Source organism: Mesorhizobium sp. LNHC221B00 (assembly GCF_000502935.1).
In the GTDB taxonomy this organism is placed as follows: Bacteria; Pseudomonadota; Alphaproteobacteria; order Rhizobiales; family Rhizobiaceae; genus Mesorhizobium; species Mesorhizobium opportunistum.
Map to the genome: position 1 here is coordinate 222,791 of NZ_AYWR01000002.1, position 14,121 is coordinate 236,911.

The window sequence follows — 14,121 nt, forward strand, 5'->3', positions numbered from 1 at the left end:
GCTTTAGGATCGCTGCTGCCTGAGCATGGCGACGACCCGATGCACGCTCTCCAGCGTCTCGTCGATCTCGTCGGATGTGTTGTAGTGTGCGATGCCGATGCGCACGACGCCTTGCTCGGCCGGAATGCCCAGTTGGTGGACGATCTCCCAAGCGTAGTTATGGCCGGACCACAGGAAGATGTTTTCGGCGTTCATCTGCCGGACGATGGTTTCGGGAACGATGCCGTCAACAGTGAAGGAGACTGTCGGTACGCGATCTCCGAGCCGCTTCGGGTCGGTGATCCCGTGGATAGTCAGGCCTGAAATGTCGGCCAGGCCATCGATCAGCCTCTGCGCCAGCCGGTTTTCATAGGCAATGGAGGCTTCGAACGCCCTCGCGAGCTTCTGCCTTCTGGAGCCGCCCTGCCCCGCTGCTCCCCCCAGTTCGGCAAAATAATCGACCGCCGCCGTAAGACCGGCCATCAGCTCGATCTGCGGCGTGCCGAGTTCGAACCGCTCCGGCAGGCCATTGGACGAGCAGCGGCATTTGTAGGCCTTCAGGCCATCGATGATATCTAGCCGTCCCCACAATATGCCCATATGCGGGCCGAAGAACTTGTAAGCCGAGCAGATCAGGAAATCGCAGCCGAGTTCCTGCACGTCGATCAGGCCGTGCGGCGCGAACTGGACGGCGTCGACATAGACCAGCGCGCCGGCTTGTTTTGCGATGGCAGTCAGGGATTTAACCCGGTTAATCGAACCGGTCAGGTTGCTGGCATAGTTCAATGCAAGCAGCCGCGTCTTGTCGGATAGCAGATCATTCAGCGTCGCCTCCTCGACCTGCCAACTCCTTTCGTCGAAGGGCAGCCAGCGCACCACAAGGCCAAGATCCTCGGCCAGCTGCAGCCAGGGCGAGACATTGCCCTCATGGTCCATCCGGGTGAGGATGATCTCGTCGCCGGGCTTCATGGTGCGGCCGAGCGTGCGCGACATGTGATAGGTCAGCGTCGTCATGTTGGCGCCGATGATGATTTCCTCGCGGCTCTCCGCGCCAAGGAAATCGGCCATTGCCTGATGCGCGTCATCGACGACTTGTTGAGCGGCGGTCGTCGTTTCGAAATAGCCGCCGAGATTGGCGTTGGTGGTGAGCAGGCAGCGCGACACCGCGTCGGCGACAGCCTGCGGCACCTGCGTGCCCGCAGGGTTGTCGAGATAGATGCGGCGACGCCCTTTGTCGGTCAGGGAGAGAGCCGGGAATCTTGCTCGCACCGCCTCGATCGGAAAGTCCGCCATTGTCTCCACCCTTTTGTTATTCCTGCTTAATTCCGCACCTTGAACCAATCAAGGACAAGGATTACCGACCCGCTGATGGATCGCATCCACCGCCTTCTGCATCTCTTCGGTCCAGACGACATCCACCGAGGACAGCGCCATTTCCAGCTGCGAAATGGTCGTGGCGCCGACGATGTTCGAGGTGACGAACGGCCGACTCGACACATAGGCATTGGCAAACAGCGCCGGCTCCAACCCAAACGAGCGCGCCAACTCGTTGTATTCGAGTTGCACCTCCGCGGCATTGGGCGTCTCGTAGCGCTGGCCACGATTGAACAGCTGCGAGCGCGATCCTTGCGGGCGGGCGCCATGGTCGTATTTACCGGTGAGGTAGCCCTGTGCCAGCGGCGAATAGGCGAGCAACGAAACCCCTTCGCGTTCGCAGACCTCGGCGAGGTTCACCTCGAAGCTGCGGTTGACCAGATTGTAGGCGTTCTGGATCGAAGCGACGCGCGGACCAACGCCCTTGTCGGCCTCGGCAAGGAACCGCATCACGCCCCAGGAACTCTCGTTCGACAGGCCGAAATGGCGAATTTTTCCCGCCTTTACCAGTTCCTCGAAGACGGCAAGCGTCTCTTCTATCGGCGTTTCGCCCGCCGGCGCACCGATCGCATCGGGACGACGCGCTACGGCGCCGACGCGTGTCGGGTTGGCGCCCCACGGAATGTCCCTTTCCGGCCAATGAATTTGATAAAGGTCCAGATAATCGGTGCCGAGCTTGGCCAGCGATTTGTCGATGGCGTCAAGGATATCGGCGCGCACCAATTGCGACGGCCTGTCGCCGCGAAACCAGCTGTTGGCGGTGCGGCCGACGACCTTCGAGGCAAGGATCACCTTGTCGCGGTTGCCCTTGGCCTTCATCCAGCTGCCGATGATCTTTTCGGTCCGCCCTTGCGTCTCGGCCTTCGGCGGGATCGGATAGAGTTCAGCGGTGTCGATGAAATTGACGCCGCGCGAGAAGGCGAGGTCCATCTGGGCATGCCCCTCGGCTTCCGTGTTCTGCTGACCCCAGGTCATCGAACCCAGGCAAATCTGGGTAACAAGGAGATCGGTCCGACCGAGACGGCGTTTGTGCATGGAATTTCTGCTCCGAGGGAAAGCGTGCGCGGCAGCGCGGGAATGAGGTCAGCATCTATAGGGAAAGCGGCGGCGCTCTCCAAGCCTCGGCAGGCCGACTTTTGCGTGAGTTGGGGTTGTCTAGCGGCGAGCGCCGGCCACCGCGCGGCGCTTGGCTTCGTCGATCAGCATGTTGGCCACCTGCATGCGGATCATGGCGCGCTGGCGCAGATGCGGGGCGACACGGTCCGGATGGTTGGCGAAGGCGAAGCCGCGGCGAATACGGCCGAAATCGGCGATGCTCTTTGGCTGATCCAGTCCCAGTTCGACCGCGATCGATTCAAGATCGATCGGCGGCAATTTCTCCTCGGGCTTTGGTTCTTCGCCGGCCAGAGCGAGCTTGGCGTGTTCGAGCAAGGCAGCGAATTCGCTCGCCAGGTCGGTACCCGCCTCACGATATTCGGCCGCGGATACCTTGATACGGCCGGAATGCAGTTCATCGGCAACAGACAGATAGTCGAACGGAATGGATGGACGCACACTGGCCCCGCCGCCCTCCATGCCGTCACCCCCGATGCCGTCACCCTTGTCGGACGCAACGAAGAGGTCGTCGAGCAGCGAAGCGAAATCGCGCTTGGCGCTGGTAGCGATGTCAGCCTCCCACTTGCCCGACTGTCTGGGTTACAGACCATAGAACCGGCTCGTTAAAAATACATGCCACCGATCTTAAGGAATTTAGCCGTTGCGAGGATTGCCGCCCGAGCACCCAAAGCTGCTCCAACAAAAGCCGGACTGCACTTTCGTGCAGCCCGGAAATTCGCCAGGAGTGGCGAGGAAAAACTGGCCATGTGCCTGCGTTCAAGCCTACGGGTCCTGCGGCCCAAAAGTTTCACCGGGCCCAAAAAAAATTTATGCAAATCATTCCGACATGGCAGGCATGCAAATGCTGCACTGCACAATTGTCACGATTCATCTATATTGCTGCATGTGGAGGACCAACCAGGAGCCTGAGTCATGGGTTTCTTCACTGAAATGTTCGCCCGGCCGCGCCCGCAGGAACATCTGAGATATCGCGCGGCTCTCGCGCTGCTTCATTCGATGAGCAATGCCGACCGTGCCGACATCGGCGTCAAGCCCGCCGATTTTCCGCGCATCGCCCGCGAAATGTCCATTCGCTAAATGCATATTGCGAGATGTCCCGGATCGGCACGGGACATCTCAACGTCCAATTCCTCAGCGCGATCCGAGGAATGTCGACTTGCCCAGCGGCACGCCATTGTGGCGAAGAATGTCGTAAGCGGTGGTGAGGTGGAAGTAGAAGTTGGGCATGGCAACATGCAGCAGATACTGCATGCCGCCCAATGTGGTTTCGCGCCCGCCGAGCTTCAACTCGATCATCTTGTCGTCCGAACCATCAATATCGGCAGCCGAGAACGTTGCCAGAAGCGCGAGCGTCTTGGCGATCCGCGCCTCGAGATCGGCAAAACTTGCCTCATTGTCTTCATATTTCGGCACTTCGCGGCCGGCCAGCCGCGACGGCGCGCCCTTGGCATGATCGGTGGCGATCTGCACCTGCCGGGTCAGCGCGAACATGTCGGGCGCGAGGCGCGCCGTCAAAAACACCTGCGGGTCGATCTTGCGGTCAAGCGCATTCTGTTCGGCTGATGCCAGCACATTGGAAAGTGCTTTCAGCCGGGCTGAAAACACGGGCACGGATGCCTCATACATCGATATCGTCACGTCAAATCTCCCGTCCGGCCGAACGCCGGCGGTCGGCAGGTAGCGCCTTCGCGCTCGATTCTTCAAGCGCCGGCGCCGCAGCGTCACCACGCCGCCGCAATCGGCATGGTAGAATCTTCGTTATCGAGCGGAGATTCCCGATGAGACGCGCCCTTCTCGCAGCGACTGCCCTTCTCTCCCTTGCCACGACTGGCCAAACGGCCATGGCCGCCGATGATGCCGCCGAAGCGCCCTATGTCGATGACCGTTCGAGCGCCGAGGCGGTCATCCATTCGCTTTACAGCGCCATCAACCGGCACGAATTCGCCCGCGCATGGAGTTATTTCGGCGATACAAAACCGGCAAAGGATTTTGACAGCTTCATCAAGGGCTATGACGGCACCGCCAAGGTCGAGGTCGAGACCGGCGCGATCTCGGACGAAGGTGCCGCGGGCAGCATTTTCTACAACGTTCCCGTCGCTATCCGCGCCACCGACAAGACCGGCGGCGAAAAGGTTTTCGCCGGCTGCTACACGCTGCGCCAGGTCAATGCCCAGATCCAGGCCGCGCCGCCTTTCGACCCGATCCACATCGAAAAGGGCGCGCTGAAGCCCTCCACTGCCGATTTCGAGGAGGCGGTGCCGCCTAGCTGCGGCGACGGGCCGCCGCCACCGAAAAAGGACACCGCGCTTGAGCAGGCCAAGAAGGCTTTTCTGGCGACCTATGGCGACCAGTGCGACAAGGATCTCGTGGCCAATGAGCCGGAGGTCTTTTCGATCAAGTACAAGGACAAGGATGCTCAGCCCGGAGATCCCGACAAGGAGACGCGGCTGTTCCATTTTTCCTGCTCGGCCGCCGCCTACAATGAAAGCTCGGTCTACTACATGACCGACGAACTGTCGGCCGTGCAGCAATTGCAGTTCGCCGAACCCAAGATGGACATCCGCTACGAGAACAATGACAGCGATGGCAAACTGCTGGGCATGAGCATCGTCGGCTTCCAGACGAGCGGCTGGGCGGTCAATTCCGACTATGACCCGGATGCCCATACGATCACCACGTTCAACAAGTGGCGCGGTGTCGGCGATGCGTCGGACGCCGGCACCTATCTGTTCCGCAACGGGAATTTCTCGCTGGTCCAGTACGACGTCGACGCATCCTATGACGGCGAGGAGAACCCGCAGACGGTCGTCGACTACAACACCGCGCCGTAGAGCGCCGCTCCGCTTTAAGCCCGCGTCGATCAGTGCGCCTTCGACAGCATCCAGTTGAGCGTTTCGCGCCAGTCGACCATGCGGATCGGCGTGCCATGCGTGCCGGTCTCGAAGCGGACGAACCGGGTCGGATAGGCTTTCGACTTGGCGATGATGGAACGGAAGAAGGTCTCCTGGCTTGCCACGGGAAAGACCACGTCATGGCTGCCCTGGCCGAAGAAGACCGGCACGCGGCGCTTGAATGCAGGGCTGGCAAAAAAGCTGTCGTCCCACAGCGAGCCGAGCAGCAGCAGGCCGTCGATGCGCCGGCCGGTATCGTTGCGTCCGGCGAGCTTCCAGCACAGCGCACCGCCCATCGAGCCGCAAGCGACGAAGATCTTCGCGCCCGGCGACTGTTCGGCATAGTGATCGATCAGCGCCGCCACCTGTGCCGCGCCCTTGTCGCCGAAATCGGGAAAATCAGGACTGAGATAGAGGCCGCCATTGGCGGCCATCAGGTTCTTGAGGCGGTTGAAATTGCCGCCGAAGGTGAAGTCGTCGACGCCTTGCTTGCGGCTGCCGCCCTGCCCGTGAAGGTAAAGCACGATGATGCCGGCACCCTCCGTCTTGCCGACAGCGACATGCCTGACGTCGCCGGCATCGGTCTTCAAGAGCAGATCCTGCTGCGCCTTGCGCACGCCGGTGTCGGTATACTGCGCATGCACACGCTTTTCCGGCACCTCGTCGCGCTGGTTGATGTCGCGCATTTCGCGATAGTCGATGACCGTGTAGGCACCGTTGGTGTCGGAGGAAAGCGCGGCCGGATAGGCGAAGAGATCGTCCTTGAAGGGTTTTAGGGATAACGTGTCGGCGTTGGCGGCCGAAGAAAACAAGAAAAGCAAGGCAGCTAGGACAGCGCGGCACGCCCCCCTCTGGCCTGCCGGCCATCTCCCCCTCAAGGGGGGAGATCGGATGTCATCACGGCTTTCGCCAATCACCACCGCTGGAGAAAGAGTGTCGACGCGGAAGCTGCCAATCTCCCCCCTTGAGGGGGAGATGGCCGGCAGGCCAGAGGGGGGTGCGACGGTACGAATAGCCATCCCCAAGCCATGCTTAATTCAGTTCGGGTTTGTCAATCCTGCAGCACCCCGCCGGCGCCTTCCAGCGCTTCGCGGGTGTCGACATCGACCGCTGCCCCCTCGCCGATCTCGACATCGACGACGTCGAGCCCTTCGGCTTCGACCAGATGGCGTGCGCCGGTATCGCCTTCGAGATGGGCGATGGCGGGGAATAGCGAGCGCGGCAGAACCACCGGGTTGCCGCGTTTTCCAAGATGCGAGGCACGGACCACGGAATTGCCTCCGGCCCGGCGGAACGCATCGATCAGCCGGTCGAGATCGCCGGACGCGATACCCGGCATGTCTCCGAGAACGATNCGAGAACGATCATCACGCCGGCAGTGTCCTGCGGCAGATAGGCGATCCCGGCCTTCAGCGACGTGGACAGACCATCGGCAAAATCGGGATTGTCGGCGAAGGTGACGTCGAGACCCGACAATGCCGCGCGCACCCGTTCGCGCTGATGGCCGGTGACGACAATCGTGCCTGCAGCCTTCGAGGCGAGCGCGCGCTCGGTGGTGCGGCGCACCAGCGGCTTGCCGTCGAACAGCGCCAGCAGCTTGTTCGGCCCGCCCATGCGGCTCGACCGACCTGCCGCCAGGAGCACGGTCGCGACCTTGAGCTGGCTTTTGGCCGGCACCGGTTCGCGCGGCTGCGGCCGCGTCGGGATTTCCATCAGCAGCCCGCCGACGCCCATGCCTGCGATGTCGCGCGCGGTGACGTCGAGGCCGGCAACCAACCGATCGAGCACCCAGTCGAAGCCGTTTTCCTTGGGGCTGCGGGCGCAGCCGGGCGCACCGATGACGCGCTTGCCACCAAGCATGCCGAGCACCAGCAGATTGCCGGGATCGACCGGCATGCCCGCGCGGATCACGGTACCGCCGGCCCTTTCGATCGCCGCCGGAACGACATCGGCGAAATCGCTCATCGCGGAGGCGCCGAAGATCACCACCATGTCGTTGTCGCCCGCCAGCGCGGCCGCGGCCTCCGCCACGGGCGCGATCTCATGCGGCGTGCGGCGCTCCGCCGTCAACCGGCCACCCGAGCGCGCCAACCGCGCTTCGGTGACGCGCAGCGTCTTGTCGAGCACACCAGGCTTGGTGCCCGGCAAGACCGTCTGGATGACGGCGACGCGCACCGGCTGGTAGACATTGACGGCAAAGATCTCGCCGCCGGCGCAGAGTTTGGTCACGGTGTCGACCAAAATGGAGGCGACGGCGAAGGGGATGATCTTGACAGTCGCGACCATCTGCCCTTTCTCGACCGGTGCGTGCTGGGCCAGCGTGGCAATGGTGATGGCGGGATCGACGGCGTTGATGGCATCGATCATCGAGGCATTGACCGTGAAGATGCCGGCCGCCCTGGCGTGGAGATTGACGCGGCCCGTGGCGGCGGACCTTGCCTCGATGCCGCTGAATGTCATGCACTCGGCAATTCTTTGCGCCGCAGCGTCCTCGCCCAGATCGTCCGGGGCCAGCACGGCCGCGACGACCTGCGAAATCCCGGCTCCCTTGAGTATGGAGATGTCTTCGGCGGTCAGCCTGTGCGCCTTGCGAAACCGCCGTTCGCCGGCGGTGGTGGCATGCGCCAGCACCGCGCCTTCGGCCGCGTCGATCGGAATTGGACCGAATTTCACGCTGCCGCACCTTTTACATCGAGGCCGCGCGAGCGGAAGGCAAGGATGGTCTGCGCCAGAATGGCGACGGCGATCTCGGCGGGGCTCGCGGCACCGATATCGAGGCCGATCGGCGCATGGATGCGGGCGATCTGGTCGGCGCTCGCGCCCAGCGCCAGCAGGCGTTCGACGCGCTTGGCATGGGTCTTGCGGCTGCCAAGCGCCCCGACATAGAAGCATTTGGCGTCGAGTGCGGCCTTGAGCGCGAAATCGTCGATCTTGGGGTCATGGGTGACGGCGGCGAGCGCCGTATAGCTGTCGAGCGGCTGGCGCGTCAGCACATCCTCGGGCCATTCCGCATGCAAGGCGACATCGGGAAAGCGGTCAGGCGTGGCAAAGGCGGTGCGCGGATCGATAATCTCCAGGGGATAGCCGGCAATCCGTGCCATCGGGGCGAGCGCCTGGCTGATGTGGACGGCGCCAATGACCAGCAGGCGCGGCTGCGGCAGATGCGCGTTGAGAAAGAATGTCCGCCCCTCCGCCTCGACGGAACCGGAATTGCCCGATCGAAACGCCTTGGCGATCGCCGTTCCGAGATCGCCGGCGACGTGGTCGCCCTCTCGCACGATACGATCGCGGCCGTCACCAAGATCGGTGACGAGGATCGCCGCACGGCGGGCGCGGCGCTCGGCATTCAAGGTTTTTAGAGTATATGGATCCATCTGAGATCAGCCTAACCGCTCGACATACACCTTGATGCGGCCGCCACAGGACAGGCCGACCTGCCAGGCGGCCTCGTCGGCAACGCCGAATTCCAGCATCCTGGCCTTGCCGGAGCCTATGACGTCGATCGCCTCGGTCACCACGGCGCCCTCGACGCAGCCACCGGAAACCGAACCGTGGAAATTACCTTCCGCATCGATGACAAGGTGGCTGCCGATCGGTCTCGGTGCCGACCCCCAGGTCTCGACCACCGTCGCGATAGCGACATCCTTGCCGTCTTTCATCCAACCTTCGGCGATGATCAGCGGATCGCGGGCTTCATCGAGATAAAGACTGTCGCTCATGGTTGCTTCTCTCAGGGTCTGTTTTTCCAGGGAACAGGGAAAACATATGGTTATGCGGCATGCCTCTCGCCAACATCCATCCATCGCCGCGAATCGACCGACAGCGCCGATTTCTTGTCCAGCGAGGCGCAGAGGTCGGCGAGCGCCTCAAGATTGTGCACCGAACGGAATTCGTCGACATGCGGCAGCATCGCCTTGACGCCGCGGGCGCGCGCCTGAAAACCGTCAAAGCGCAGCAACGGGTTCAGCCAGATCAGCCGCCGGCAGGATTTGTGCAGGCGCTCCATCTCCTCCGAAAGCCCGGTGACATCGTCGCGCTCCAGCCCGTCGGTGATCAAAAGCACCACCGCGCCCTGCCCCAGCACGCGCCGCGACCAAGTCAGGTTGAACTCGGCCAGCGCGTCGCCGATGCGCGTGCCGCCCGACCAGTCCTTGACCGCCGCCGAACAGTCGGCAAGTGCCGCATCGGGATCGCGGTGGCGCATCTGCCTGGTCAGATTGGTCAGCCGCGTGCCGAAAACGAAAGTGTGCACGCGCCGGCGCTTTTCGGTCAACGCATGCAGGAAATGCAGGAAGATGCGGGTGTACTGGCTCATCGAGCCCGATATGTCGGCCAGCACCACCAGCGGCGGATGGACTTCACGGGCTGAGCGGAATTTCGGCAGGATCAGTTCGCCGCCGGTGCGCGCGGCCGAACGCATCATGGCGCGCGGGTCGATACGGCGGCCATACGCATCGGCCTTGAAGCGCCTGATACGCACCATGTCGACGGGCAGACGCAGCCCGGCGATCGCCTTCCTGGCGTCGGCGATCTCGGCGGCGTTCATCTGGGCGAAATCCTTGCCCCGCAAGACCTCGTTGCCGGAAAAAGTGAAGCGGGCATCGACCTCGATCTCAGGGATTTCCCGCGGAGGCTGGTTCTTCTGGTGGCCTTCGAACATAGCCTGGCTGACGCGGTTCTCGGCCGCGCGCGGCTTCTGCTTCTCCCTGGCGTCGGGCGCCACCGGCGAAAACATCGCCAGCATCTTCTCGATCAACTCGCGCGATTTCCAGAACAGCCGGAAAGCTTCGTCGAAGATGGCGTGATCCTCGTGCCGCGAGACCAGCACGGCGTGCAGCGTCCAGTAGAAATCATCGCGCGAACCGATGCCGGCGACGAGCACCGCCTCGATGGCATCCTTGACCGAGGCTGGCCCGACGCGCATGCCGGCCTTGCGCAAGGTGCGGGCGAAATAGACGATGTTGTCGGCGATCCGGCCATCCGCTGTCGCCTCTTTCGGTTCGGAGCGCGGCATCGCCTACTCCGCCGCCGAAAGCTCGGCCTTCACCTCGTTGAGGATGCGCCGGCCTTCACCCTGTTCGATGCGGGCAATGTCGTCCTGGTATTTCAGCAGCACGCCGATCGTGTCGGATACAGTCTCCGGATCGAGCGCGACCTTGTCGAGTTCGGTCAGCGCACCGGCCCAGTCGATGGTTTCGGCGACGCCAGGCACCTTGAACAGCTCGATCTGGCGCAGTTTCTGGATGAAGGAGACCACCTCGGCCGAGAGCCGCTGGTTGGCCTGCGGCACCTTGCGGTGCACGATCTCAAGCTCACGCTCGGCATTGGGATAGTCGACCCAGTGATAGAGGCAGCGCCGCTTCAGCGCGTCGTGGATCTCACGGGTGCGGTTTGTGGTGATGATCACGATCGGCGGCTCTTCCGCCTTGATCGTGCCGAGTTCTGGCACCGTCACCTGGAAGTCGGAGAGGATTTCGAGCAGGAAGGCCTCGAAGGCTTCGTCGGTGCGGTCGAGCTCGTCGATCAGGAAGACCGGGGCCGCACCCACCTTGCCGGTCAGCGCGTCGAGCACCGGGCGGCGGATCAGGTATTTTTCCGAGAACACGTTGCGTTCCATGGCGGAGCGCTCGACCTTCCCGGCCGCCTCCTCCATGCGGATCTCGATCATCTGAGCGGCGTAATTCCACTCGTAGACCGCCGAGGAGACATCTAGCCCCTCGTAGCACTGCAGGCGGATCAGCCGGCGGCCAAGCGCCTGCGCCAACACCTTGGCGATCTCGGTCTTGCCGACGCCGGCCTCGCCCTCGAGGAACAATGGCCGGTTCATGCGCAGCGACAGGAAAAGCACGGTCGCCAGCGACCGGTCCGCCACATAGTCCGCGCCAGTCAGGAGATCGAGCGTTTCGTCGATCGTCCGCGGCACGGCGCGCGGTTTCAGTTCGTTCATTCTTTCTCCGTGAACGCCGCTGCTCCGCTTTCCAGAACATGGTAGCCGCGGGCGTGGTAGATCAGCGGCCGCAAATTATCGCCCATGCGCAGACCTGTCACCTTGCCAAAAAGCACACGATGGGTGGCCAGGTCCTTGGTGTCGATCAGCTCACAGTCGAAAACGGCGAGCGCGCCTTTCAAGGTCGGCGCTCCGGTGGAAATCACATCCCATTCGCCGAGCGCGAAACGCTCCTCGACCGGCAGGCCGGTGATGCCTGAAAACCCGACCGACAGCGGCTCCTGGTGCGAAGCCAACGTGTTCAGGGCAAACCGGCCGTTCTTCACGAACGGCTCATTCTTGGGATTTTCACGGTTGAGGCAGACCAGAATGGTCGGCGGCGTGTCCGATACCGAGCAGGCCGCGATCACCGTCGCGCCGCGTTTGCCGGCAGGCCCGTCGGTGGTAACCACATGGACGTGACCGGCAAAATGGCTCATCGCGTCGCGATAGGCCTGAGGTCCAATGTCATTCTTCTTCAGCACCAGAATTTTCCACAGCCAGAAACCTCACCGCTATATATGGCTAGACATGACATGCCACAAGCGAAGTGCTTGGCCCATCTCGCCAAATTCGCGTGTTGCACCAAGGCCGGGCAGCCTTTAGGTCTTGGCGGGAGCTGGTGCCTGCGCGATGTCGCGGGCTTGGAGGAACACTTCGGCAGGATGCGATCCCGGGCAACAATATCCGCCGCGCTGGCCTGGCTGCTGCTGGCCGGCGCCGCCAACGCCCAGACGCTCACGATCGGCGTTGCCGCACCCTTGTCGGGACCATCGGCCATTCTCGGCAAGCAGGTCGAGGCCGGTGCCGGGCTCGCGGCGGAAGCAAACGATGTCGAACTCAAGACCGTGGATGACGCCTGTACCGCCGATGGCGGCGCGGCCGCGGCCAGGGACTTCGTGGCGGCCAAGGTCAATATCGTCGTCGGCTTCCTCTGCACCGACGCGATCGAGGCGGCGATGCCGATCCTGAAGGACGCCAACATTCCCGTGATCACCGTTGGCGTGCGAACCGAAAGCCTGACCGACCGCCGCGCCAAGACCGGTTGGCCGGTCTATCGCCTGGGGCCGCGCGGCGACGATGAGCGCAACGCCGTTGCCTCCAGCCTCACCCGCCTGTGGCAGAACGAGCTGTTCGCCATTATCGACGACGGCACCATCTATGGCCGCGAGATGGCCGAGACGTTTCGCGCCGCGGCGGAGCAAGCGGCGCTGAAACCCGTCTTCGTCGACACGTTCCGGCCGCAGCTCGACAACCAGATCGGCCTGATCGGCCGGCTGAAGAAGGCCGGCGCCACGCATGTCTTTGCCGGCGGCGATGGCGACGACGTCGCCATCATGGGCCGCGATGCCGCACAGCTCCAGGCGGGCATCGTCTTTGCCGGCGGTGAAAACCTGCGCACGCCGCCCGGCGAGGTACCCTATGCGATGGGCACGCTGATGATCGCGCCGCCCGAATGGGCCGATGTCGCCGATCCCAAAGTGCTTGAAAGCTTCGCCGCGCAAAAGATCGTGCCGGACGGCTACACGCTGCCGGCCTATGCGGCGATCGAAATCGCCAAGGCGGCATCGGCATTATCCTCGGGCACGCCGCTGACCGAGGTGCTGCCCGGGCATGATTTCACCACGGCGATCGGGCCGATCCGCTTCGACGCCAAGGGCGACCTCAGTCAGAGCCCCTATCGCGTGTTCCGCTTCGACGGCACGCGCTTCGTGCCCCTGGAAGGCAACTGATGTTGGAAAGCAACTGATGTTCCGGACCGGCCCGCGCAACCTGATCACCGATGTCGCCGGCCTGCGCGTCGGCAATGCGACCGACGCCCTGTTGAAGTCCGGGGTGACGACCGTCCTTTGCGACGAGCCGACGATCGCCGGCGTGCAGATCCTGGGCGGCGCGCCGGGTACCCGCGAGACGGACTTGCTCGAACCGCATAATTCGGTCGAGGCGGTGCATGCCGTGGTGCTGTCGGGCGGTTCGGCTTTCGGCCTCGACGCGGCGTCCGGCGTGCAGGCAGCATTGCGCGAGCGCGGTATCGGCTTCGAGGTGGGCGGCTTTCGCGTGCCGATCGTGCCGGCGGCGATCCTGTTCGACCTGCGCAATGGCGGCGACAAGGACTGGGGCCGTTATCCGCCCTACCGCGACCTCGGCTATGAGGCAGCGCAAACCGCGGCAATGGATTTCCAGCTCGGTACGGCCGGCGCCGGCACCGGCGCGCTGACCGCGGGGCTGAAGGGCGGCCTGGGTTCGGCCTCGACGCTGTTGGACAATGGCGTCACCATCGGTGCGCTGGCTGCCGTTAACCCGACCGGCTCGGTGACTGTTGGCCGCACGCGCTATTTCTGGGCGGCACCTTTCGAAATCGACGACGAATTCGGCGGGCTCGGCTATCCCTCGCCAATGCCGGACGATGCAAAGAGGATTTTGCTGAAATACCGCGACCAGCATGCCGAGCGGCAGATGGAGACCGGTGGCAACACGACCATCGCCGTCATCGCCACCGACGCGGTTCTGACCAAGGCTGCTGCAAAGCGCTTGGCGATATCGGCGCATGACGGCTTCGTGCGCGCCATTTGGCCGACGCACACGCCGGCCGATGGCGACCTGGTGTTCGCGCTGGCGACCGGCAAGAGCGGCATCCGGCTCGAAGCCGACGCGGCAATCGACCTCTATGCCGCTGCCGGCGCCACCATGGCGCGCGCCATCAGCCGCGGCGTGTTCGCCGCAACGCCTGCCGAAAACGACTTTTTCCCGGTCTGGTCGTCGCGCCCGGGCTGA

Annotated in this window: 14 protein-coding genes and 1 pseudogene; 4 read left to right on the top strand and 11 right to left on the bottom strand. The window is 63.4% G+C overall.

Annotation, left to right across the window (positions count from 1 at the left end):
• Positions 1 to 3: 3 nt before the first annotated feature.
• The 3 genes from X741_RS162675 to X741_RS162665 form a co-directional block, all read right to left on the bottom strand.
• On the bottom strand, positions 4 to 1,272 hold the full coding sequence (locus tag X741_RS162675) for a cysteine desulfurase-like protein (protein WP_023776253.1): 1,269 nt from the start codon (positions 1,270 to 1,272) through the stop codon (positions 4 to 6).
• A 48-nt stretch (positions 1,273 to 1,320) separates the two neighbouring features.
• A complete protein-coding gene (locus tag X741_RS162670; protein WP_023776254.1) occupies positions 1,321 to 2,388 on the bottom strand; it encodes an aldo/keto reductase in 1,068 nt (355 codons plus the stop codon).
• Positions 2,389 to 2,508: 120 nt separating this feature from the next.
• Positions 2,509 to 2,985: a hypothetical protein gene (locus tag X741_RS162665; RefSeq protein WP_023776255.1), complete on the bottom strand. Its 477-nt coding sequence runs from the start codon at positions 2,983 to 2,985 to the stop codon at positions 2,509 to 2,511.
• Positions 2,986 to 3,381: 396 nt separating this feature from the next.
• Between X741_RS162665 and X741_RS1000000167900 the strand changes: the two genes are divergently transcribed.
• Entirely contained in the window at positions 3,382 to 3,546 is a 165-nt protein-coding gene (locus X741_RS1000000167900) for a hypothetical protein (protein WP_013895844.1), read from the top strand.
• Between the two features lie 54 nt (positions 3,547 to 3,600).
• On the opposite strand, the gene X741_RS162660 is transcribed toward X741_RS1000000167900, so the two are convergent.
• Positions 3,601 to 4,107: a DUF1993 family protein gene (locus tag X741_RS162660; RefSeq protein ID WP_023764198.1), complete on the bottom strand. Its 507-nt coding sequence runs from the start codon at positions 4,105 to 4,107 to the stop codon at positions 3,601 to 3,603.
• A 140-nt stretch (positions 4,108 to 4,247) separates the two neighbouring features.
• Between X741_RS162660 and X741_RS162655 the strand changes: the two genes are divergently transcribed.
• Positions 4,248 to 5,300 (top strand): DUF1176 domain-containing protein, encoded by a 1,053-nt coding sequence (locus X741_RS162655; protein ID WP_023776256.1) that lies wholly within the window; start codon positions 4,248 to 4,250, stop codon positions 5,298 to 5,300.
• Positions 5,301 to 5,329: 29 nt separating this feature from the next.
• Here the strand turns inward: X741_RS162655 and X741_RS162650 are convergent, their stop codons facing one another.
• The 7 genes and pseudogenes from X741_RS162650 to X741_RS162625 form a co-directional block, all read right to left on the bottom strand.
• Positions 5,330 to 6,181 carry an alpha/beta fold hydrolase gene (locus tag X741_RS162650; protein ID WP_031249721.1) on the bottom strand — a complete coding sequence of 284 codons (852 nt, stop codon included), beginning with the start codon at positions 6,179 to 6,181 and terminating at the stop codon, positions 5,330 to 5,332.
• A 230-nt stretch (positions 6,182 to 6,411) separates the two neighbouring features.
• A pseudogene (locus tag X741_RS01000000166170) lies at positions 6,412 to 8,033 on the bottom strand (molybdopterin-binding/glycosyltransferase family 2 protein).
• On the bottom strand, positions 8,030 to 8,734 hold the full coding sequence (locus X741_RS162645) for an XdhC family protein (RefSeq protein ID WP_023776258.1): 705 nt from the start codon (positions 8,732 to 8,734) through the stop codon (positions 8,030 to 8,032). Before X741_RS162645 ends, X741_RS01000000166170 begins: the two are co-directional and overlap by 4 nt.
• 6 nt (positions 8,735 to 8,740) lie before the next feature.
• Positions 8,741 to 9,079: an XdhC family protein gene (locus tag X741_RS162640; RefSeq protein ID WP_023776259.1), complete on the bottom strand. Its 339-nt coding sequence runs from the start codon at positions 9,077 to 9,079 to the stop codon at positions 8,741 to 8,743.
• 50 nt (positions 9,080 to 9,129) lie between these two features.
• Entirely contained in the window at positions 9,130 to 10,374 is a 1,245-nt protein-coding gene (locus X741_RS162635) for a VWA domain-containing protein (protein WP_023776260.1), read from the bottom strand.
• 3 nt (positions 10,375 to 10,377) lie between these two features.
• Positions 10,378 to 11,307, bottom strand: coding sequence for a MoxR family ATPase (locus X741_RS162630; protein WP_023776261.1), 930 nt, complete (start codon positions 11,305 to 11,307; stop codon positions 10,378 to 10,380).
• Positions 11,304 to 11,831 carry a flavin reductase gene (locus X741_RS162625; RefSeq protein ID WP_013532115.1) on the bottom strand — a complete coding sequence of 176 codons (528 nt, stop codon included), beginning with the start codon at positions 11,829 to 11,831 and terminating at the stop codon, positions 11,304 to 11,306. Before X741_RS162625 ends, X741_RS162630 begins: the two co-directional genes overlap by 4 nt.
• Before the next feature lie 180 nt (positions 11,832 to 12,011).
• Here X741_RS162625 and X741_RS162620 point away from each other — a divergent pair, with 180 nt between their 5' ends.
• Complete coding sequence (locus X741_RS162620; RefSeq protein WP_023776262.1) at positions 12,012 to 13,079, top strand: ABC transporter substrate-binding protein; 1,068 nt, start codon at positions 12,012 to 12,014, stop codon at positions 13,077 to 13,079.
• Positions 13,080 to 13,095: 16 nt separating this feature from the next.
• Positions 13,096 to 14,121 (top strand): P1 family peptidase, encoded by a 1,026-nt coding sequence (locus X741_RS162615; protein WP_023776263.1) that lies wholly within the window; start codon positions 13,096 to 13,098, stop codon positions 14,119 to 14,121.